The following is a 21,046-nucleotide window of genomic DNA, read 5'->3' as shown; positions in this document are numbered from 1 at the left end:
CCTCACAGGACGGCTGCCACATGCGGATCGGGATCATCGGCGGGGGAGCGGCGGGACTCGCGACCGCGTGGCTGCTGGAGCGCGATCACGAGGTGACGCTGTTCGAGAGGGACGACCGCTTCGGCGGGCATGCGCACACGGTCGACATCGAGGTCGACGGGCAGCGGTTCGCCGTCGACGCCGGCTTCCAGTTCTTCGCGCCGAGCGCGGCCTACGCGACCTTCAACCGGCTGCTCGATGCGCTCGGGGTCTGCCGCGAGTCGTACCCGGCGACCCTCACCGTGGTCGGCGGCGACGGCACCGGGCCGACCGCGATGCCGCCGTTCCGCGCGGGGCGTCCCGTGTGGTCGTCGCTCGGTCCCGACGCGATCGGCCGGCTGCTGCGCTTCCGGTCGTTCCTGGCGGAGATCCCGGCGTTCCTCGCCGAGCACGACACCACCGTCACCATCGCGGAGTACCTCGAGCGCAAGCGGCTGCCTCGGTCGTTCGTCGACGGGTTCCTGCTCCCGCTGCTCCTCGCGTTCTGGTGCGTCGACCTCGCCGACTTCCGCCGCTTCTCGGCCTACAACGCGCTCTACTACCTCGGGGCCAACCTCCCGAGGGGTCTTCGGCCGCCGGTGCAGAGCCAGATCCCGGGCGGACTGCGCGTCTATGTCGACGCCCTCATCGGCTCCCTCGAGCGGGCGACGCTGCACGCCGGTTCGCCGGTCGAGTCGGTCACGAAGGACGGCGACGGCACTCTGGAGATCGAGGCGGGCGGGGTGCGGCATCCGTTCGACCATCTCGTGTTCGCGTGCAGCGCCCGCCACGCCCATCTGCTGCTTGCGCACCATCCCGAACTGGACGAGCTGACGCGGCAGCTCGCGAGGTTCGACTACTTCTCGACGACGATCGCCATCCACGGCGATCGGCGGCTGATGCCGCGGGACGAGGCGGCGTGGTCGGTGGTGAACATCCGCGCGGACGCCGCGCACAGCTCGCTGTCGATCTGGGATCCGGCGCGCGGGCTCCCGGTCTTCAAGAGCTGGGTCACGTACGACGAGGTCCTCCCGGAGCCCCTCCATGCCACCGCGACCTACGAGCACGGCCTGATCGACACCGCCTACTTCGACGCGCAGCGGCGGCTGCGCCCCCTCCAGGGGCGCCACGGGATCTCGCTCGCCGGGCTCTACACCGCCGACGCCGACTCGCACGAGAGCGCCATCCTGTCCGCGGTGGCCGTCGCCGAGCGCCTCGCGCCCGGCTCGCGACGTCTCGCGAGCCTGCGCGGCTGACCCGGCTACGTCGCGACGCGCTCAGGCCTCACGCGACGCGGCCGGGTCAGCCGGCCGCGTCGGTCGGGTCACTCTCGGAGGGACGGATGCCGCTCCTCGGGCGCGTGATGGCGCGGGATGAAGAGCGCGACCACGAGCGCGACGATCGCGGCGGCACCGCCGAGGATCAGCGACAGAGTGAATCCGGTCGTCGTCGGGACCGGGACGCCCTCGAAGTCGACGGTGTAGGTGGCCAGCACCGCGCCGATGACCGCCGCGGCGGTGCTGGTGCCGAGGGAGCGGAACAGCGCGTTGAGCCCGTTCGAGGCGCCGGTCTCGCTCTGCGGGACGGAGCGCATGATGAGCATCGGCATCGAGGCGTACCCGAAGCCGATACCGGCGCCGATGAGGATGTTGGAGACGAGGATGTGCCACACCTCGGAGGAGAACAGCAGCGTGAAGCCGTACGCGGCGATCAGCGAGAACGCGCCGAGGAGCAGCAGGAGCTTCGGACCGGTGCGGAAGGCGATGCGCCCGGCGATCGGCGACAGCAGCATCATGACGAGCCCGGAGGGCATGACGATCAGGCTCGCGACCAGCAGCGAGAGCCCGAATCCGGCGCCGGTGGCGACCGGCAGCTCGAGCATCTGCGGGTAGACGACGTTCGAGGCGAAGAGGGAGAACCCCATCGCCACGGAGGCGATGTTGGTCAGCAGCACGGCCGGGCGGGCGGCGACCCGCAGGTCGAGCAGCGGCTCGTCGATGCGCAGCTCGAACCATCCCCAGAGCAGCAGCACGAGCAGCCCGCCGAGCCCGCACACCAGCACCGGCGGGGACGCCCAGCCCCATTCGTTGCCGCGCGAGATCGCCAGCAGGATGCCGATGAGGCCGACGGCGAGGCCCGCGGCGCCGACGTAGTCGAACCGGCCGGCCGTGCGCAGCACGCTGACCGGCACGATCCAGAGGACGAGGGCGAACACGACGATGCCGAGGCCGGCCGCCATCCAGAACAGCAGGTGCCAGTCGCTGCGCTCGGTGATGAGCGCGCTGATCGGCAGGCCCAGCGCGCCGCCGACGCCGAGCGTGGCACTCATGAATGCGATCGCGGAGTCGACGCGGTCCTCATGCAGCACGTCGCGCATGATCGAGATGCCGAGCGGCACGACCCCGACGATCGCGCCCTGCAGCGTGCGCCCGACGATGATGCCGACGATGCCGGGCGACAGCGCCGCGACGACGGAGCCGGCGACCATCACCGCGACGAGCACGAGCACGATGCGGCGCTTGCCGTACATGTCGCCGAGTCGCCCCGAGATCGGGGTGATCACGGCCGCCGCCAGCAGCGTCGACGTGACAACCCACGCGGTGTCCTCGCGGCTGGAGTTCAGCAGCTCCGGCAGCTTGGACTGGATGGGCACCATGAGGGTGAACATGAACGACGAGCAGAGGCCCGCGACCGCCAGAACGGCAACGATGGCGCCCTGCCGCGGCATCCGGGTGAGTCGTCTTCTCGCGTCCTCGTCACCCGTGCCCATCGCTTCAGGCTATCGGCGCTCCGCGGTGCGGGCTCCGCTGCCCGCTCGCTCGACGACCGTCTGATCGCACGGGAGTACCGTGGGCGCATGGCCGAGACCGTGACGCCGCCCGGCATCGACATCCGCCCGCTCGACACCGTCGACGAGGTCCACCGCGCCTCGGAGGTGCTCGCCGAGGTGTGGGGCGGCGACCGCGGCGGCATGCCGCCGAACCTGCTGCGCGCCCTCGCGCACTCCGGCAACTACGCGGTCGGCCTGTACGACGGGGATCGCATGGTCGGGGCATCCGTCGCCTTCTTCGCCGTGCCCTCGGCGCGCTCGATGCACAGCCACATCACCGGCGTGCTGACCGACCACCAGGCGCAGGGGCTCGGGCGCGTGCTGAAGCAGCACCAGCGGGAGTGGGCGCTCGCCCGCGAGGTGGGGCACATCACCTGGACCTTCGACCCGCTCGTCGCCCGCAACGCCCACTTCAACCTCCGGGTGCTCGGCACGCGCGTCACCGAGTACCTCGTGAACCACTACGGCCCGATGGACGACGGCGTCAACCGCGGCGACGAGACCGACCGCATCATGGTGTCGTGGGCGCTCGCCGCCCCGCCCGTGGCGACGCCGAACGATGATCGGGTGGTCGCGTCGGTCGAGATCCCGCACGACATCGAGGCGATGAGGCGCGAAGCGCCGACGGATGCCGCAGCCTGGCGCCTTCGCGTGCGCGAAGAGCTCACCGCGCACCTGGCCCAGGGCCTGGTGATCGGCGGCTTCGACGACGCGCGCGGGTACCTTCTGGTGCGGGCCTGAGCGAGGAGCGCGGACTCCGATCCCCGGTCGTTGAGCGAGTGCGCGCGGACTGCGATCTCCGGTCGTGAGCGAGTGCGCGCGGACTCCGATCTCGGGTCGTTGAGCGAGCGCACGCGGACTCCGATCTCCGGTCGTTGAGCGAGCGAGCGCCAGCGAGTGAGACGAAACGCCTCGAGCACGCCGAAGACGTTTCGTCTCGCTTCGCTCGCTCAACGACCGGGTGGCTCCTTCGTGGGGTCGCCGGGGCGCACGTCGGCGTCGTCCCGGATGTCGATGCGCGTGACGCCCTCGCGATGGGTGACGTCGATGCGCGGGTCGGCGTCGGACTCCACGGCGTCCGGCGCCGACGTGAGCTGGTCGCGGCGCTTCTCCTCGTCGGTCATCCCGGTGCCGTCGGTGTCATCGGTGTTGTCGGGGGCGTTCATGGTCATCCTTTCCGCCACTCGTCGCTCTTCAGGTGCGAACCGGCCTGCGGGCCCATCTGCAGCATCCCGCCGTCGACGCTCCAGCTCGCACCCGTGACGTAACTGGCCGCCGGAGACGCGAGGAACGCGACGACCGCGGCGATCTCCTCGGGCTTTCCCGGGCGCCCGAGCGGGATGCCGGGGCGATGGGTGCGCTCGGCGTCCTCCGGCTCCTGGTCGGTCAACGGCGTCGCGATCTCGCCCGGAGCGACGGCGTTCACGGTGATGTCGTGCTCGGCCAGCTCCTGGGCCATCGTCTTGATCAGGCCGCCGAGGCCGTGCTTGGCGGCGACGTACGCCGCCGACCCCACGCGCGGCTGCGTCTCGTGCACGCTCGTGATCGCGACGAGCCGCCCGCCGGTGCCCGCCCGCACCATGTGCCGGGCGGCCGCCTGCAGTCCGGCGAAGGCGCCGTCGAGGTTGAGCGCGACGACCTGGCGCCAGTCCTCGATCGACACCTCGAGGAAGGGTCCGCCCGAACCGCCGCCGGCGTTGTTCACGAAGACGTCGAGCCCGCCGAGCCGCTCGACGAGCCCGTCGATGGTGCCGGCGACGTCGTCGAGTCTGGTGGCGTCGAACTGCACCACCTCGGCGGTGCGGCCGCGCTCGCGCACGGCGGCGGCGGTGCGCTCGGCGCCTTCCTCGTCGCTGTGCCACGTGATGCCGACGTCGAGCCCCGCGTCGGCCAGTGCCAGCGCGGTCGCCTGTCCGATGCCCGAGTCCGAGGCGGTCACGATCGCGCGGCGTGGTGAGAAGTCGAAGGTGTCCATGAGCCCGACGCTACGAGCCCGCTCGGACGGCGCGCACGGGGTTGCCATCGGGACGACGACCGGCTACCGGTCGCCGGCCCGCCTGCGGGCGGTTCGCACATCCCCGGCGTGGGGCCAGCGCGTGTGCCCGGGTGGCGCCGCCCGGCGCATCGCAGGAGAACTGCCCTTCCACAGGAGGAATCCTGCCCACTTCGTCCCGCGGAAGCGTCGAGCACCTGTGGAAGAACCCGTGCAGTCCTATGCTCTCGCCATGCCTCCCGCACCCGAGTACCGCGCGCACTTCGACTTCGACATCCGCTTCGCCAACGGGGGCGGCCTCTCGGGCACGGGTTTCCGGCTCGACCTGCCCTCGCCCGACCTCACTCAGGACGAGGTCTCGCGCCTGCTGATCGTGCACCTCGGACTCGCGCTCGTCGACGTGGTGGAGCTGCGCGGCCTCCGGGTCGTCGAGGAGCCGCACCGCGGCAGCCGTGGCGTCGAGACGGCTCCGGATGCCGCAGCGCCCGGCTCGCCGACCCGGATCGTGGATCTCAGCCATCCGATCCGGGCGGGTCTCGTGACGTACCCGGGCCTTCCCGCGCCGACCATCACGCCCCACCTCACCCGTGAGGACTCGCGTGCCCGCTACGCGCCGGGCACCGAGTTCGCGATGGACGTCATCCACATGATCGGCAACACCGGCACGTACCTGGATTCGCCGTTCCACCGCTACGCCGCGGGCACCGACCTGGCGGGACTCGACCTGTCGTCGCTCGTCGGCCTTCGCGCCGAGGTGTTCCACCTTCAGGACGCGTGGGATGCCGAGAGCCGCGGCATCCGTTCGTCCACTCTCGCCGATCGTGACGTGCGCGGCGCCGCCGTGCTGCTGCACACCGGCTGGGACCGGTGGTTCGGGCAGCCGGAGTACGGGACGGGCGCGCCGTTCCTCACCGGCGAGGCCGCGCAGTGGCTCGTCGAGGCCGGTGCGGCGCTCGTGGGCATCGACTCGGTCAACATCGACGACGCCGACCCTTCGACAGGCTCAGGGGGCGGCGAGCGACCCGCGCACAGCCTGCTGCTCGGCGCCGGCGTGCACGTCGTGGAGCACCTCACGAACCTCGCCGCGCTGCCGCCGCGCGGCGCCCGGTTCACCGCGGCCCCGCCCGCGGTCGAGGGCTTCGGCACGTTCCCGGTGCGCGCCTTCGCCGAGCTTCCCGCCTGAGCGCGCGCCGCTCCTCGGTGGCCGATGGGCCGGTTCGGATGTCGGAACCCCCTCGTACCGTGAAGACATGGACGCGGTACGCGCGACGTATCAGCCCCGGCATGCGGGCCTCTTCTCGTGGGAACGAGGAGAAGAGATGCGCGAGCACATCGAGACACTGATCATCGCCCTGAGCGACGGGTGGCGGCACACGGAGCACCGCACCGCACCGCGGGAGCCCCGACGCCGTCGGCCCCGCATCGCACGGTCGACCTACATCCCGGTCCGGCGCGACGTCGTCGACGCGCGCTTCGCCCACTGACCGGCTGACCACGGCGGCCGCGCCGCGCGACGAGCGCGTGAACTCGCGGACGCCGATCCGACCGGGCGAGCCCCCACAGGCGGACCCCGAGACGGGGGCGCGGGCCACCCGCAGGCCGGGGGCGTTCACCCGCACGTCACGCGCCGTTCTCCCCGGCGGGTCACGCTCGACGCATGTCTCCCCGTCTGCTGCTCGCGGCCCCGCTCGCCGCGGTGCTCATCACCTCCCTTCCGCTTTCCGCCACGGCCCGGCCGGTCGACGAGCCGGCCCCGCCGGCGGTCGTCACCACCGCCACCGAGACGCCCGTGCTCTATGACGACGACGAAGGCGGCAGCGCCTCGGGCGACGACCCCGCCATCTGGGTCGCCCCCGGCGACGCGCAGGACTCGATCGTCATCGCCACCGCCAAGGAAGGCGGACTCCGCGTCTACGACCTCGACGGCGCAGAGCTGCAGTCCCTGACGGCCGAACCCGCCCCGCGCGCCGACGGCGTCGCGGGCCGCTACAACAACGTCGACATCGCCTACGGGATCGACCTCGGCGCCGGCCCCGTGGATGTCGCCGTCGTCTCGGACCGCTACAACGACCAGCTGCGCTTCTTCGCGATCGACCCGGCGGGGGCGCAGGCGGCGACCCCGGTGCACGAGATCACCGCCGCCGAGCAGCCGTTCCTCTTCAGCGCGGATCGCGCGGAGGTCGACGACGAGCACACCGCGTACGGGCTCGCCGTCTGGCAGCCGGCGGGCAGCGCACCCGTGGCCGTCGTCACCCGTGAGGGCACGACGACCGTGGCGACCGCCGAGCTCACCGTCGAGGGCGGACGCGTCGGCTACACCGCGGTCGAGACGGTCGACTTCCCGGCATCCTTCCCGCTCCCCGACGGCATGACCTGGCAGCCGTGCGAAGAGCCCGGCATCCTGCCGCAGCTCGAGGGGCTGAGCGTCGACCAGCGGTCCGGCGTGCTGTACGCCGCACAGGAGGACGTGGGCCTCTGGCGCCTGCAGTTGCCCCTCGGGTCGGGTGAGCCGACGCTCATCGACCGCGTCCGCGACTTCGGCATCCATGACGCCTTCGACCCCGAGTCCGAGGAGTGCGAGCCGGTGGATGCCGCGGCACCGGGCTTCGGCGGCACGGCCCTCGAGGCCGACGCGGAGGGCGTCGACCTCTACTACGGCCCCGGCTCCACCGGCTACGTCATCGTGTCGAGCCAGGGCGACGACACCTACGCCGTCTACCGGACGCAGGGCCGGAACGACCTCGTCGGCACCTTCCGCATCGCGGGCGTCGGCGGCGTCGACGACGTGCACGGCTCCGACGGCCTCGCCGTCACCAACCGGCCCGTCGGCGACTACCGCGAGGGCCTGCTCGTCACGCACGACGAGCCCGACACCGGCCCCGAGGTCGACGACGAGCGCGACGCGACCAACTTCTCGTACGTCTCGTGGGGCGAGGTCGCCGATGCGCTCGGACTGAAGGTCGACACCGCTCCGCGCAACGACCCGCGCTTCCGCTGAGGCCTCCGCCCGGCCGCCGTGGGGGCGGCGGCCGGGCGTACGCTGAGCGCATGCCCATCGCCCGACCCGCGGCATCCGTCGCCCTCGAAGGATTCGAGCTGCGGGTGCTGCACCTGCCGCTCGTCGCCCCGTTCACGACGTCGTTCGGCACCGAGACGGTGCGCGAGGTCATCGTCGTGCGCGCGCTGACATCCGGCGGCGACGGATGGGGCGAGATCGTCACACAGGCCGATCCGCTGTACTCCAGCGAGTACACGCAGGGCGCGTGGGATGTGGCGCTGCGCTTCCTGGTGCCGGCGCTGCTCGACGGTGCCGCGGGCGACCGTGCCGTCCGCGAGCCCGGCCGGCTCGCGCCCGACGAGGTCGCGGACGTGCTCGAGCCCTTCAAGGGCCACCGCATGGCGAAGGCCGGGCTCGAGCTGGCGGTGCTCGATGCCGCGCTCCGCGCCGAGGGGCGCAGTTTCGGCGAATACGTCGGCGCCGCGCGCGACCGCGTGCCGAGCGGGGTCTCGGTCGGCATCCAGCGCGACCCCGCCGCCCTGGTCGACACGGTGCGCGGGTACCTCGACGAGGGCTACGTGCGCATCAAGATCAAGATCAAGCCCGGCCGCGACGTCGGCGACACGGCCGCGGTGCGCGACGCGTTCGGCACGATCCCGCTGCAGGTCGACGCGAATTCGGCCTACACGCTGGCGGATGCCGACACCCTGGCCGAGCTCGACCTCTTCGACCTGCTGCTGATCGAGCAGCCGCTGCAGGAGGACGACCTCGTCGACCACGCGTCGCTGGCCCGGCGCCTCCGTACGCCGGTGTGCCTGGACGAGTCCATCGTGTCCGACAAGGCCGCGGCCGACGCGCTGGCGCTGGGCTCGGCATCCGTCGTCAACATCAAGGCGGGAAGGGTGGGCGGCTACCTCGAAGCGGTCCGCATCCACGACCGCTGCCTCGCCGCCGGGGTGCCGGTGTGGTGCGGCGGCATGCTCGAGACCGGCATCGGGCGGGCCGCCAACGCCGCGCTCGCCGCCCTCCCGGGCTTCACGCTGCCGGGCGACGTCTCGGCGTCGAGCCGGTTCTACACGCGCGACATCGTGACCGAGCCCGCGGTGCTCGAGGACGGGCACGTGCGCGTGCCGACCGGCCACGGCCTCGGCGTCGAGATCGATCCGGTCGCGCTCGACGATTTCACCGTCGTCCGCGAAACGCTGACGCGGTAGCCGCGGAGTCCCCAGGATGTCCGCCGCACGTGCCGTTCTCAGGAAGGCGGAACGGATGCCGCCCCCGGCCGCCTCGCCGGGCGCGCGTCTCGCGGCGGTGCTGAGAACGGTGCGTGCCCGGCGGGCCGTGGCGGCAGCGGTGGTGGCCACCGGACTCGTGGTCTCGGGATGCGCCGGACCGCCCGCGGCGACTCCCGACCCCACGCCCACCCTGCCGGAGGGCGTGACGGTCGAGATCGCGCAGCTGCGCGCCGACGTGGCGCCGCGGCAGGCGCAGGTGCGCGTCCTGAACGGGTCGGATACGCCGATCATGGTGAGAGACGTGCGGGTCGACGACCCGCGGTTCGACGGCCCGGCCACGCGGGTGATCGCCGATCGGGCGAGCACCGTCCGCCCCGGCGGGATGGTCGACATCCGCGTGCAGCTGCCGTCCGTCGACTGCACTGCGCCCGACGACGCAGAGGCGGAAGTGGTGCTCGAGCTCGTCGGGGAGTCGTCGTCTGCCGAGGTCACGGTGCCGGCTCCCGACGCACTCGGCTTCCTCGCGCCGCTGCACGCCCGCGAGTGCCTTCAGGAGCGGATGGCGGATGCCGCGACCCTGGCATTCACCGGCTTCCAGCCCTCGCCGCCCGGCGAACCCGCCGCGCTCGAGCTGACCGTGACCCCCACCGGCGCCGGCGAGGCCACCGTCGTCGGGCTGGAGCGTACGAACCTGCTGGAGTTCGCGGGCTCGTCCGCGCAGGAAGAGCTGCACCCGCTCGGCCTGACCGTCCTCGCCACGGACACGGAGCCGGTCGTCGTGCAGATCCCGCTGCTGCCGTTCCGCTGCGACCCGCACGCGGTGCTGGAGGACAAGCGCGGCACCATCTTCGATGTGCGTGTGGAGCACGGGGGTGAGTCCGGCGAGTTCACGCTCTTCGTCGGTGACGAGATGCGCGGCCGCATCCTCACCTGGGTCGGCGACTGGTGCGGCTTCGGCAGCTGACCGGCTCGGCCTGCCCTGCGTAGGCTGACCGCATGGCTCAAGGCAGCGCCGCCCCTCCCGACGACCCCGTCGCCGCATCGCGCGGCGTCTCGCGCCGGGCACAGTCCGAGATCTACCGCGCCGGCATCAGCGGCACGCGCCCTCGCGTGCCCGTCGACGCCGACGCCCTCGAAGCCGCCGCCCGCAAGGCGCTCAGCGCCGAGGCCTACGCCTACATCGCCGGGGGAGCGGGCGCCGAGCGCACCGTCGCCGCCAACCGGGCCGCGTTCGAGCGGTGGCAGGTGTGGCCCCGGCCGCTCCGGGACGTGTCGTCGCGCGACCTGTCGATCGACTTCCTCGGGGTGCGACGCCCGACGCCGCTGCTGCTCGCGCCGCTGGGCGTCATGGAGCTGGCCCACCCCGCGGCCGACCTCGCCGTGGCGCGGGCGGCGGCAGCCCTCGGGGTCCCGTGCACGCTCTCGAATCAGGCATCCGTCCCGATGGAGAAGGTGCGCGACGCGGCACCGACCGGATCGCGGCTGTTCCAGCTCTACTGGTCGGCCTCCGACGAGCTGAACGCCTCGCTGCTGCGGCGAGCCGAGGCATCCGGCTGCGAAGCGATCGTGGTGACGCTCGACACCCACCTGCTCGGCTGGCGCTCGCGCGACCTCGACCTCGCCTACCTGCCGTTCACCCGAGCCATGGGCATCGCCCAGTACACGAGCGACCCCGTCTTCCAGCAGCTGGTGCGCGAGCGGTCGCGGTCGTCGGCCGCTGCCGCGAACGGGGGGACGGATGCCGCGGCCCCGCCCGCGCCGCCGGTCAGGCTCACCCCGAAGGCGGTGGCCGCCGGGGTGCGCATCGCCCGCAAGGGCGCCGTGCTGACGGGCTCGACCAGCATGCGCGACAACCTGCGCTCGCCGCTGCCGCGCGCCGCGGTCGAGACCTTCCTCGACGTCTTCTCGACGCCCGCGCTGACCTGGGACGATCTCGCCAAGGCCCGGCAGTGGACGTCGCTGCCGATCATCCTGAAGGGCATCGTGCATCCCGACGACGCGATCCGCGCCCTCGATGCCGGGATGGACGGCATCTGGATCTCCAATCACGGCGGCCGCCAGATCGACCAGTCCGTGCCCACGCTGGAGGTGCTGCCCACCATCGTCGAACGGGTCGCGGGCCGCGTGCCGATCGTCTTCGACTCCGGCGTGCGCCAGGGCTCCGACGTCTTCATCGCGCTCGCCCTCGGGGCCACTGCCGTGGCCCTCGGCAGGCCGTACGCGTACGGCCTCGGGATCGCCGGCGAGGCAGGCGTGCGCGAGGTGGTGCGCAACGTCCTCGCCGAGCTCGACATCACGCTGGGGCTGTCCGGGAACACGTCCGTCACCGAACTCGACCGCCACGCGCTGCGCGAGGTGTGAGCGCCCGCCGTCGGCGTGGTGCGTCGTGTCGGCGCGGGACTTACTCTGTACCCATGGTCCCTCGCCAGCCGCGACCGTCCGTCCCTTCCGCCCCGTCGACGCCGACGCCGAGCAGTCGCCGTGCCGCCCGCGCGACAGCCGTGGGAGCCGTGCTGGTGGTGGCCGCGCTCGCGCTCGCCGCGTGCACGGGCGACGGGCCCGATGGCGGCGGCCTCGGCGACGGCGACTTCGCCGACGACGGCTGCACGAGCGTGGTGGTCGCCACCTCGTCCGAGAAGGTCAACATGCTCGACGCGCTCGCCGACGCCTTCAAGGAGTCGCCGCAGCACGAGGAGCTCGACGAATGCGCCACCGTGCACCCGATCAACGTCTCGTCGGGCGACGCGACGCGGTTCCTCACCTCGGGCGGAGACTGGCCCGACGAGAACCCGCGCCGCTGGCCCACCATGTGGTCGCCCGCATCGACGGTCTGGACCGACCGGGTCGCGGCCGCGGCATCCGCCTCCCTCGTCGGCGAGCCCGAGTCCTTCACCCACACGCCCGTCGTGTTCGGGGTGCCCGAGACGATGGCCAAGGCGCTCGGCTGGCCCGGCACCGAGATCGGCATCGCCGACTTCGAGGCGCTCTGCCAGGACCCGCAGGGCTGGGCCAGCGTCGGCAAGCCGCTCTGGGGCTCGTTCAAGATCTCGAAGACGAATCCGAACACCTCGACGACGGGGCTCTCGGCGATCCTGATGCAGTCGTACGAGGCATCCGGCAAGTCGTCCGATCTCACGGCGGAGGACGTCGCGGCCGCGGCGGAGTTCTCCCGCGTCTTCGAGGAGTGCGTGATCCACTACGGCGACACCACCGGCAAGGTGCTGACGCGGCTGTACGACGAGACCCAGAACGGCGCCGGCGGCTCGGGGTACGTCTCAGCCGTGGCGCTCGAAGAGACGTCGCTGCTCAACTACAACCAGGGCAACCCCGACTCGCACACCGTGCAGCCGGGCGAGACGCTGACACCGCCGAAAGAGAAGCTGGTCGCGGTCTACCCCTCGGGCGGCTCGATGTGGTCGGACAACCCCATCACGGTGCTCGGCGCCGACTGGGTGACGGACGTGCAGGCCACGGCGGGTGCGGCCTTCGCCGCCTTCCTGCAGACGGATGCCGCGCAGGAGATCCTGCCCGAGTACGGGTTCCGGCCGCTGGACGCCGACGCGCCGCTCGGCGAGCTGTTCACCGCCGAGTACGGCGTCGACCCGGCCGGCCCCGCGGTCACCCTGCCCAAGCCCGCCGTGGATGTCGTCTCCGCGGCGATCGACCAGTGGACGCAGATCCGCAAGCCGTCGTCGGTGCTCGAGGTGATCGACATCTCCGGCTCGATGGACGAGGCGATCGGCGACGGCCGCTCCAAGCTCGACGGCGCCATCGAGGGCGCGCAGTCCACCCTCGGGCACTTCCGCTCCTCCGACGAGGTCGGCGTCTGGGCCTTCACGACGGGTGTCGAGTCCGAGGCCGGCCAGAACATCGTCGTGCTGCGCGGGGTCGAGCCGCTCGCCTCCGACCGTGAATCGGTGGATGCCTCGCTCGACGACCTGCGGTTCGCCCACCGCGACGGCACCCCGCTCTACGACGCCGTCGCCGCGGCGTACGACGAGATGATGGCGCGCGCCGAGCCCGGCCGCATCAACGCCATCGTGCTGCTGTCGGACGGCCAGGACACCGACTCGACGATCTCGCTCGACTCGCTCGTCGCCCGGATCGGCGCGTCCGCGCGCGAGGGCGGCGACGAAGCGCCGGTGCGGATCTTCCCGATCGCGTACGGCGAGGGCGCCGACACCGCCGCGCTGCAGCGCATCGCCGAGGCGACCGGCGGCCAGTGGTTCGACGCGTCGGACGCCGCGAAGATCGACCTCGTGTTCGCGTCCGTGATCAACAACTTCTAGGCGTGACCCGGATGATCGTGGCAGCCGACGGGCAGGGGTACGTGGACGATGCCGTCGAGGGCATCGGCGAGGACGGCGTCTACGTCTCGTCCGAGGTGCCGGATGCGGCGGCGTTGGAAGACCAGCTGGAGGCGCAGATCGGCGATGAGTCGATCGGCATCGCGGTGTTCTCCGACAACGCCGGGATCGAGGCATCCGGTCCAGAGATCGTGGCGCAGCTCGCCGCGGCCCATCCCGAATGCCAGACGATCATCGTGGCCGTCGGCGACAATCTGTCGGCGGGCTCGCGCGTGCTCGAGCAGGGCGAGGCGATGCGCATCGCCAACGAGGCGGAGGGACAGGCCGGCGACGTCGAGACCGCACTCATCGAGACGATCCAGGGCGTGGTCGCGACGACGCCGGATTCCCCGGCGGGCCCGAGCGACGCCGGCCCGTTCATCGGCATCGCCCTCGGCGTGGCCGTGCTCCTCGCGGCAGGCGGGGCCGTCTTCGGCATCGCGCGGTCCCGCGCCCGCCGCCGCAACCGGCCCGCCGCCGGCCACGCGCCGCTGCCCGAGCCGGTGCGCACCCACGTGCAGACGCTGCAGGCGCTGACCGCCGAGTACGCGCGCGCCGGCGCGGCCGGCGTCGCCCAGGCGGGCGAGGTCGCCGCGCAGGTCGGACTCATCGCCCAGAACACGACGGAGCTGTTCGAACGCCTGGATCGAAAGGGCGAAGAGGGTCAGCGCCCCATCGCGGCGGTGGAGTACGGCGAGACGTTGCGCAAGCTGACCGGCGCGCTCGACCGCGACTACCTGCTCGACATCCTGACCCATCCCGACCTGTGGGACGACCCCGTCGAGCGCGTCCGCGAAGTCCGCACCGCGCTCTCGTCGTTCTCGACCGAGCTGGTCGAGAACATCAAGCAGGTCAACGCTCGCCGCGGCCTGCACTTCCAGGTGTCGCTGGACGGGCTGATGGGCCGGCGCAAAGAGCTGCAGGACTGGGACCGCGCGTTCGAGCGGGCCGACGGCGACGCCGGCCCCGTGCCGCACGGCGACTAGAATCGACGGATGCCGCGATCCGTGGCATCCGCACCCTCGTGCATCCCCCCACCCGACCATTGGAGCCACCGTGGCCGAGCAGTCTCGCCTCGACAAAGTCATCGCCCTCGCCCGTCATCGCGGGTTCGTGTTCCAGGCCGGTGAGATCTACGGCGGATCCCGGTCGGCGTGGGACTACGGCCCCCTGGGTACGGAGCTCAAGGAGAACATCCGCCGGCAGTGGTGGCAGACCTTCGTGCGCGGCCGGGGCGACATGGTCGGCCTCGACTCCTCGATCATCCTGCCCAAGCGCGTGTGGGAGGCATCCGGTCACGTCGCGACTTTCACCGACCCGCTGGTCGAGTGCCTGCAGTGCCACAAGCGCTTCCGCGCCGACAACCTCATCGAGGACTTCGAGGCGCGCAAGGGCCGCAAGGCCGAGAACGGCCTCGCCGACGTGCCGTGCCCGAACTGCGGCACGAAGGGCCAGTACACCGAGCCCAAGGCGTTCTCGGGCCTCGTGAAGGCCTACCTCGGTGTCGTCGACGACGAGTCGGGCCTGCACTACCTGCGCCCCGAGACGGCGCAGGGCATCTTCGTGAACTTCGCGAACGTGCTCACCGCGAGCCGTAAGAAGCCGCCGTTCGGCATCGGCCAGGTCGGCAAGGCGTTCCGCAACGAGATCACGCCGGGAAACTTCATCTTCCGCACGCGCGAGTTCGAGCAGATGGAGATCGAGTTCTTCACGCCTCCGGCCGAAGCCGGCGAGTGGTTCGACCACTGGGTCGAGGCCTGCTGGAACTGGTTCATCGACCTCGGCATCGAGCCCGCCAACCTGCGCCGGTTCGACGTGCCCGAAGAGGACCGCGCCCACTACTCGGCCGGCACCATCGACGTCGAGTACCGCTTCGGCTTCGCCGGCAAGGAGTGGGGCGAGCTCATGGGCGTCGCCAACCGCACCGACTACGACCTCGGCTCGCACTCCGAGGCCTCGGGCCAGTCGCTGTCGTACTTCGACCAGGCGTCGGGCGAGAAGTACATCCCGTACGTCATCGAGCCCTCGTTCGGCCTGACGCGCGCAATGATGGCGTTCCTCGTCGACGCCTACCACGAGGAGGAGGCGCCGAACGCGAAGGGCGGCACCGACACCCGCACCGTGCTCAAGCTCGACCCGCGCCTCGCGCCGGTCAAGGCGGCGGTGCTGCCGCTGTCGCGCAACGAGCAGCTGTCGCCCATCGCCCGCGAAGTGGCGGCGGACCTCCGCGGCGAGTGGAACATCGACTTCGACGACGCCGGCGCCATCGGTCGCCGCTACCGCCGCCAGGACGAGATCGGCACGCCGTTCTGCGTCACGGTCGACTTCGACTCGCTCGACGACCGCGCCGTCACCGTGCGCGACCGCGACACGATGGGCCAGGAGCGCGTGCCGCTCGAGGGCCTGCACGCCTACCTCGCGGAGCGCCTCCAGGGCGCCTGACCCGCAAGACGACGGATGCCGCGACCCGACCGGGTCGCGGCATCCGTCGCTTCCGGCTGTGGGCGTCCGGCGTCCTGGGGAGTTTGCCCGGAACAGGTGTTCTGGCGTGCGCAGGCCGATCCCGCCCGGATCGTCCTGTTCTCGCCGGATCACCTGATCTCGGCCGCTGGATGTGGCCCCGGCGGCAGTCCTCAGGTGGGCGAGCCCTCAGGTGGGCGAGCCCTCGGGCGGGCGGCCCCAAACAATGCTGTCAGTGTCTACATTTGCGACATGACCGTCATCTACCGCGGCACGACCGCTCTCATCACCGGTGCCAGTGCCGGGCTCGGCACCGAGTTCGCCGAGCAGCTCGCCGCACGCGGCGCCGATCTCGTGCTCGTCGCACGGCGCGAAGAGCGTCTGCGCGAGCTCGCGGAGCGGCTCGAAGCAGCGCACGGCATCCGGGCGACGGTGATCCCGCTCGACCTCTCACGGGCGGATGCCGCCGCCACGCTCCGCGCCGCACTCGACGAGCGCGGCATCCGCGTCCAGACCCTCGTCAACAACGCCGGGTTCGGCATGAAGGGGGCGTTCGTCGAGGCCGAAGCCGGCCGGATCGCCGAGATGGTGCAGGTCAATGTCGCCAACCTCGTCGCGGTGACGCGCGAACTCCTGCCGGAGCTGGTCGCCGACGGCCGCGGCTCGCTGGTGAACGTCGCGAGCACGGCCGCCTATCAGCCGTGTCCGAACATGGCGGTGTACGGCGCGACGAAGGCGTTCGTCCTCAGCTTCACCGAGGCGCTCGCGTACGAGACCCGCGAAAGCGGACTGCGGGTGCTGGCGCTCAGCCCGGGGGCGACCCGCACCGAGTTCTTCGACGTTGTCGGCACCGAGGATGCCGCGGTGGGACGCTTCCAGACGCCGGCGCAGGTCGTCGGGCTGGCGGTGCGCGAGCTCGATCGCGGACGTCGCGCGAGCGTCGTGTCGGGATGGGTCAACGCCGTGGCTGCGAAGCTCGCCGGCCTCCTGCCGCGGCGACTCGCGCTGGGCGTCAGTGGCCGCGTGTTGCGCTGACTTCCGCGGGGCACGGGTGAGGGCCCGCCGGACTGTCGCGTCGTCGGCTGGCCGAGTCGCTCGTGTTACAAGTCTGTGTCGCCGTCGCGGGATCGTATACGGTCTCGCCGGATAAGGGGCTGATCACAACATATATCGGTACGGGGTGGTGCCAGGGCGGATCTACAACGATTGTAAATTCCTGCCGGAACGCTTGCGGGAGCGCTCCCAGCCCTGCTTGAGTCGACCCATCGATCGGCATGGACGCTGACGGTGCGCCGCAGCATCCGGTGACCTCCCCTGCCGAGAGAACAGCCGCCGCGCGTCCGTCTCGTCCGCGACTTCAGGAGTTTCGGCGTGAGATTCAGCACCATCGGCAAGGCGCTCCTCGTGGGCGTGGGATGCGCGGCGCTCGTCGGAGCGGCGCTGCCCGCGACGGCGGCCGCAGGGGGCGGGGGCTTTCAGCTGACGCCGCCCGAGCAGGCGCAGGCGGTGACCCTCATCACCGGCGACCGGGTGACGCTGCACGATGGCCCCCACGGGCCGGTCGTCGAGTTCGCCCCCGCGCAGCGCGATTCCGGCGCGCCGGTCAGCTACGCGAGCTACGGCGACGAGGAGCACTACTACGTCATCCCGTCGGATGTGGCGGAGCTCGTCCCCACGGAGCTCGACCTGAGCCTGTTCGACGTCAAGGCCCTCGCCGAGGTCGCATCCGACGACCGCCTGCCGGTCATCGTGCAGTCGACCGAGCCGACGGACGCCAAGGCCGACGCCGCCGACTGGGAGGCGCTCTCGGTCGACCCCGACCGCACGCTCGAGTCGATCGACGCGATCTCCGGCGACGTGCCCGCCGAGGGCGCCCCTGAGCTCATCGAGGCGGCATCCGAGGGAACCGCTGTCGAGAAGGTGTGGCTGGACGCCCCGACCGAGGCGCTCGACGCGATCTCGGCGCCGCAGATCGGCGCCCCCGCGGCATGGGAGGCGGGCCTCGACGGCACGGGGGCCGTCGTCGCCGTGCTCGACACGGGCATCGACACCACTCACCCCGACCTCGACGAGGGTGTCGTGATCGGCGAGCGCGACTTCACCGGAAGCGGGACGGCGAAGGATGCCGCCGGCCACGGCACGCATGTGGCGTCCATCGTGGCCGGCACCGGGGAGGCCTCGGGCGGCGCGAATCGCGGCGTGGCGTACGGTGCCAAGCTGCTGAACGGGCGCGTGCTCAACGCCGCCGGCTTCGGCGAGACCTCCTGGATCATCGACGCGATGGAGTGGGCGGCCGCGGAGGGCGCCGACGTCATCAACATGAGCCTCGGCGTCCGGGGCGAGTACACCGACGGCAAGGACCCCGGGGCGCTGGCGATCGACTCGCTCTCGCAGCGCTACGACACCCTGGTCGTCGTCGCGGCCGGCAACGAGGGGACTCGAGGCGCCACGACCGTCACGACCCCCGGCACCGCGAACAGTGCCCTGACGGTCGGTGCGGTCGACGAGTGGGACCGGCTCGCGGCCTTCTCATCGACCGGCCCCCGCTTCGGCGATGCGGGCGTCAAGCCCGACGTCACGGCTCCCGGCGCGTGGATCCTGGCCGCGCGTGCGGCGGGAACGCGGCCAGACCTGCCTGCCGGCGACATGTACCTCCACGACGGGGGCACGTCGATGGCGGCGCCGCACGTCGCCGGTGCCGCGGCGATCGTGAAGGCGGCTCGCCCCGACCTCGACGGCGAGGCGCTGAAGGCGCTGCTCATGGGCACCGCTCAGCCCACGGTGGGCAGCATCTGGCAGGAGGGCGCAGGCAAGGTCATCATCCCCTCCGCCATCGCCGAGCCGCTGTACGCCGAACCGGCCTCGCTGTCGGTCGGAGTGTTCGCCTCGCCGCGTTCCACGCAGAGTCCGCGTACGACGACCGTCGACTACACCAACACGTCGGCCACGCCGTTCACGCTCTACCTCTCGACCGCGGCTTCGGGCTCGGACGGCGCTCCGGCAGCGGAGGGAACCGTGACGCTCTCGAGCGATGTGGTGACGGTCCCGGCCTTCGGCACGGCATCCGTCGACGTCACCATCGACCCGCGCGTCGACGACCCCGGCTTCTACACGGGCACGGTGACCGCCGCCGGACCCGGCTTCGCGCCCGTGCGCACGGTGATGGGCTGGCAGGTCGAGCAGAACCTCGCGCACCTGCACTTCGAAGCCCTCCAGCCCGACGGCACGCCGGTCATCTCGGCGAGCTCCGCGACCCTGTACAACCTCGACGACCCGTCGATGGTCCACTCCGTGACGTTCGTGGAGGGCAAGGCCGACGTGCGCCTGCCGCTCGGGCGTTACGCCATCCTCGGCGTGCTCGACAACAGCAAGCCGGACGCGGAGCTCATCAGCGGTGCGACGCTCTTCACGCGCGACCTCGAGGTGACGGAGGTGGGCGACCAGACGGTGGTCTTCGATGCGACCAAGGCCCTGCCCGTCACCGTCGACACCGAGAAGAAGGCGCAGGTGACCAACATCGAGCAGGTGCTCAAGCGCACCCTGCCCGGCTGGGGCTGGCCGGTGCAGCAGGCGACGAGCTTCAGCACGATCGTGACGCGGCCGGGGCTGCCGGAGCAGCTCTACGTGCTGGCCGAAGGCGAGCTGGCAGGCGAGGAGACCCTCACCGAGAGCTGGCTGCTCGGCGCGCCGAAGCTCGACGTCCAGGCGGTCTCCGCGTCGACGACCCTCGATCTGGCCGAGGACCTGCGCTACGCCGTCACGTCTCCCGAGCTCAAGGGCAAGGTGAGTGCCACCATCGTCGATGCGGGCACCGGGTCTCCTGCCGAGCTGCAGAAGGCGGCAGTGGCGGGCAAGATCGCCCTGGTCGAGGCGCGCCCCGAGGCGGTGGGGCGGGTCATGCTGCTCAACGCCCAGGCGCAGGCGGCGAAGGACGCCGGTGCGATCGCGGTGATCGCCTATGGCGCCCACGACGGACCGTACTGGGAGGATGTCGACTTCCGCGCGATGGGGGAGTTCCCCGACAAATCGCTTCCGACGCTGACGCTCTCGCGTGAGAAGGGACTCGAGCTGCTCGCCCTCGCGTCGGCGAAGAAGGGCGCGAAGGTGACCGGCACCGGGTACGGGTACCCGCCGTACGACTACGCGTTCACCAAGGTGGAGCACGGCATCCCTTCGAGCCTCAGCTACACCCTGGACGGATCGAACACGGCATCCGTGCACAGTCCGGTGAAGGCGCAGACCGCGGGCACCTCGCTGCAGGAGTGGCACATGATGGTCACCGACCAGAGCTACATCGGCTTCAACCGGTGGCTGGACGAGCCGATCGCCGAGCGCACCATCCACTACTACGCCGATCCGGCGGCGAGGTATCAGCACTCCGCGGAGGCGTACGCGGGCGGCGCGAACCCGGGCGAGGTGTTCCCGACGGCGTTCGTCGGCGCGTTGCGCTCATACCAGCCCGGCGAGACGGCGAGCGAGACGCTGCTCGGTCAGGTGGTGCACGGCGGGCTTCTTCCGAACCCGGCCTCGCCGGCCCAGTCGTCGGTGCGACGGGAGGGTGACACCCTGATGATCGACCTGCCGTACCGCGTGGACGGCGACGGCAACCCGAACATCGCCGGCCCGGACGGCGGAACCGACAGCCGGTTCCAGCTGTGGGTGGACGACGAGCTGTACGTGACTGGCGAGTATGCGAACGGCTCCGGCGAGGTGCCGGCCGAGGCGCGCACCTATCGCGTGCTCCTCGACTCCGACCGGTACGAGCGGTGGTGGACGCAGTCCACCGAGGTCAGCACCGAGTGGTCCTTCACGAGCAGCACCACCGATGCGCTCACGGTGCTCCCGCTGCTGCAGCTCGACTACGGCGTGCAGGGCCTCGACGCGCTCAACGTCGCCGCAGGAAAGCGGATCAGCCTCACCCCGACCGTGTCGCACCAGGACGGCTCGACGGGTGCGGCGATCAGCGGCCTCAAGCTGTGGGCGTCGTACGACGGCGGGCGCACCTGGACCACGATCGCCGTCACGGGCTCGGCCGGCTCCTACGCGGCCAGCATCACCCCGCCGAAGGGCACGACGAAGATCTCGCTCAAGTCCGAGGCGTGGGATGCGGCCGGCAGCACCTTCAAGGAGACGGTCCTGGACGCGATCGCCCTCAAGTGATCCGTC

At 71.7% G+C, this 21,046-nt stretch carries 16 protein-coding genes; 13 read left to right on the top strand and 3 right to left on the bottom strand.

The annotated features are described in order from the left end of the window. The first annotated feature begins 20 nt into the window (after window positions 1-20). Window positions 21-1,274 carry an FAD-dependent oxidoreductase gene (locus ABG085_RS17955; protein WP_347977108.1) on the top strand — a complete coding sequence of 418 codons (1,254 nt, stop codon included), beginning with the start codon at window positions 21-23 and terminating at the stop codon, window positions 1,272-1,274. 68 nt (window positions 1,275-1,342) lie between these two features. On the opposite strand, the gene ABG085_RS17950 is transcribed toward ABG085_RS17955, so the two are convergent. Beyond that, a complete protein-coding gene (locus ABG085_RS17950) occupies window positions 1,343-2,746 on the bottom strand; it encodes an MFS transporter (RefSeq protein WP_347979237.1) in 1,404 nt (467 codons plus the stop codon). 129 nt (window positions 2,747-2,875) lie between these two features. Between ABG085_RS17950 and ABG085_RS17945 the strand changes: the two genes are divergently transcribed. After that, the gene (locus ABG085_RS17945; protein WP_347977107.1) at window positions 2,876-3,589 is read left to right on the top strand and encodes a GNAT family N-acetyltransferase; all 714 of its coding nucleotides are present in this window, start codon (window positions 2,876-2,878) and stop codon (window positions 3,587-3,589) included. A gap of 209 nt (window positions 3,590-3,798) precedes the next feature. Here the strand turns inward: ABG085_RS17945 and ABG085_RS17940 are convergent, their stop codons facing one another. Continuing rightward, entirely contained in the window at window positions 3,799-4,014 is a 216-nt protein-coding gene (locus ABG085_RS17940) for a hypothetical protein (RefSeq protein WP_347977106.1), read from the bottom strand. 2 nt (window positions 4,015-4,016) lie between these two features. Continuing rightward, window positions 4,017-4,823, bottom strand: coding sequence for an SDR family oxidoreductase (locus ABG085_RS17935; RefSeq protein WP_347977105.1), 807 nt, complete (start codon window positions 4,821-4,823; stop codon window positions 4,017-4,019). Window positions 4,824-5,073: 250 nt separating this feature from the next. Here ABG085_RS17935 and ABG085_RS17930 point away from each other — a divergent pair, with 250 nt between their 5' ends. The 11 genes from ABG085_RS17930 (at window position 5,074) to ABG085_RS17880 (ending at window position 21,040) form a co-directional block, all read left to right on the top strand. Next, a complete protein-coding gene (locus ABG085_RS17930) occupies window positions 5,074-6,024 on the top strand; it encodes a cyclase family protein (protein WP_347977104.1) in 951 nt (316 codons plus the stop codon). A gap of 67 nt (window positions 6,025-6,091) precedes the next feature. Next, on the top strand, window positions 6,092-6,325 hold the full coding sequence (locus tag ABG085_RS17925; protein WP_347977103.1) for a hypothetical protein: 234 nt from the start codon (window positions 6,092-6,094) through the stop codon (window positions 6,323-6,325). Window positions 6,326-6,498: 173 nt separating this feature from the next. Next, the gene (locus ABG085_RS17920; RefSeq protein ID WP_347977102.1) at window positions 6,499-7,839 is read left to right on the top strand and encodes a phytase; all 1,341 of its coding nucleotides are present in this window, start codon (window positions 6,499-6,501) and stop codon (window positions 7,837-7,839) included. A 50-nt stretch (window positions 7,840-7,889) separates the two neighbouring features. Next, on the top strand, window positions 7,890-9,053 hold the full coding sequence (gene menC / locus ABG085_RS17915) for an o-succinylbenzoate synthase (protein ID WP_347977101.1): 1,164 nt from the start codon (window positions 7,890-7,892) through the stop codon (window positions 9,051-9,053). A 55-nt stretch (window positions 9,054-9,108) separates the two neighbouring features. After that, window positions 9,109-10,038 (top strand): hypothetical protein, encoded by a 930-nt coding sequence (locus tag ABG085_RS17910; protein ID WP_347977100.1) that lies wholly within the window; start codon window positions 9,109-9,111, stop codon window positions 10,036-10,038. Between the two features lie 32 nt (window positions 10,039-10,070). Beyond that, window positions 10,071-11,435 carry an alpha-hydroxy-acid oxidizing protein gene (locus tag ABG085_RS17905; RefSeq protein ID WP_347977099.1) on the top strand — a complete coding sequence of 455 codons (1,365 nt, stop codon included), beginning with the start codon at window positions 10,071-10,073 and terminating at the stop codon, window positions 11,433-11,435. Between the two features lie 53 nt (window positions 11,436-11,488). Next, window positions 11,489-13,363 (top strand): substrate-binding and VWA domain-containing protein, encoded by a 1,875-nt coding sequence (locus ABG085_RS17900; RefSeq protein ID WP_347977098.1) that lies wholly within the window; start codon window positions 11,489-11,491, stop codon window positions 13,361-13,363. 2 nt (window positions 13,364-13,365) lie between these two features. After that, entirely contained in the window at window positions 13,366-14,406 is a 1,041-nt protein-coding gene (locus ABG085_RS17895; protein ID WP_347977097.1) for a hypothetical protein, read from the top strand. 70 nt (window positions 14,407-14,476) lie between these two features. Further along, complete coding sequence (locus ABG085_RS17890) at window positions 14,477-15,862, top strand: glycine--tRNA ligase (protein WP_347977096.1); 1,386 nt, start codon at window positions 14,477-14,479, stop codon at window positions 15,860-15,862. Between the two features lie 270 nt (window positions 15,863-16,132). After that, window positions 16,133-16,915, top strand: coding sequence for an SDR family oxidoreductase (locus tag ABG085_RS17885; RefSeq protein ID WP_347977095.1), 783 nt, complete (start codon window positions 16,133-16,135; stop codon window positions 16,913-16,915). Between the two features lie 336 nt (window positions 16,916-17,251). Next, the gene (locus ABG085_RS17880; RefSeq protein WP_347977094.1) at window positions 17,252-21,040 is read left to right on the top strand and encodes a S8 family serine peptidase; all 3,789 of its coding nucleotides are present in this window, start codon (window positions 17,252-17,254) and stop codon (window positions 21,038-21,040) included. Window positions 21,041-21,046: the final 6 nt, after the last annotated feature.

Origin of the sequence: Microbacterium sp. ProA8 (genome assembly GCF_039905635.1) — a bacterium.
In the GTDB taxonomy this organism is placed as follows: Bacteria; Actinomycetota; Actinomycetes; order Actinomycetales; family Microbacteriaceae; genus Microbacterium; species Microbacterium chionoecetis.
This window is presented reverse-complemented; position numbering and strand designations above follow the sequence as displayed.

Coding starts and splice junctions, on each gene's coding strand:
- ABG085_RS17955 (WP_347977108.1), top strand. CDS start 21: ATGCGGATCGGGATCATCGGCGGGGGAGCGGCGGGACTCGCGACCGCG.
- ABG085_RS17950 (WP_347979237.1), bottom strand. CDS start 2,746: ATGCCGCGGCAGGGCGCCATCGTTGCCGTTCTGGCGGTCGCGGGCCTC.
- ABG085_RS17945 (WP_347977107.1), top strand. CDS start 2,876: ATGGCCGAGACCGTGACGCCGCCCGGCATCGACATCCGCCCGCTCGAC.
- ABG085_RS17940 (WP_347977106.1), bottom strand. CDS start 4,014: ATGAACGCCCCCGACAACACCGATGACACCGACGGCACCGGGATGACC.
- ABG085_RS17935 (WP_347977105.1), bottom strand. CDS start 4,823: ATGGACACCTTCGACTTCTCACCACGCCGCGCGATCGTGACCGCCTCG.
- ABG085_RS17930 (WP_347977104.1), top strand. CDS start 5,074: ATGCCTCCCGCACCCGAGTACCGCGCGCACTTCGACTTCGACATCCGC.
- ABG085_RS17925 (WP_347977103.1), top strand. CDS start 6,092: ATGGACGCGGTACGCGCGACGTATCAGCCCCGGCATGCGGGCCTCTTC.
- ABG085_RS17920 (WP_347977102.1), top strand. CDS start 6,499: ATGTCTCCCCGTCTGCTGCTCGCGGCCCCGCTCGCCGCGGTGCTCATC.
- menC (WP_347977101.1), top strand. CDS start 7,890: ATGCCCATCGCCCGACCCGCGGCATCCGTCGCCCTCGAAGGATTCGAG.
- ABG085_RS17910 (WP_347977100.1), top strand. CDS start 9,109: ATGCCGCCCCCGGCCGCCTCGCCGGGCGCGCGTCTCGCGGCGGTGCTG.
- ABG085_RS17905 (WP_347977099.1), top strand. CDS start 10,071: ATGGCTCAAGGCAGCGCCGCCCCTCCCGACGACCCCGTCGCCGCATCG.
- ABG085_RS17900 (WP_347977098.1), top strand. CDS start 11,489: ATGGTCCCTCGCCAGCCGCGACCGTCCGTCCCTTCCGCCCCGTCGACG.
- ABG085_RS17885 (WP_347977095.1), top strand. CDS start 16,133: ATGACCGTCATCTACCGCGGCACGACCGCTCTCATCACCGGTGCCAGT.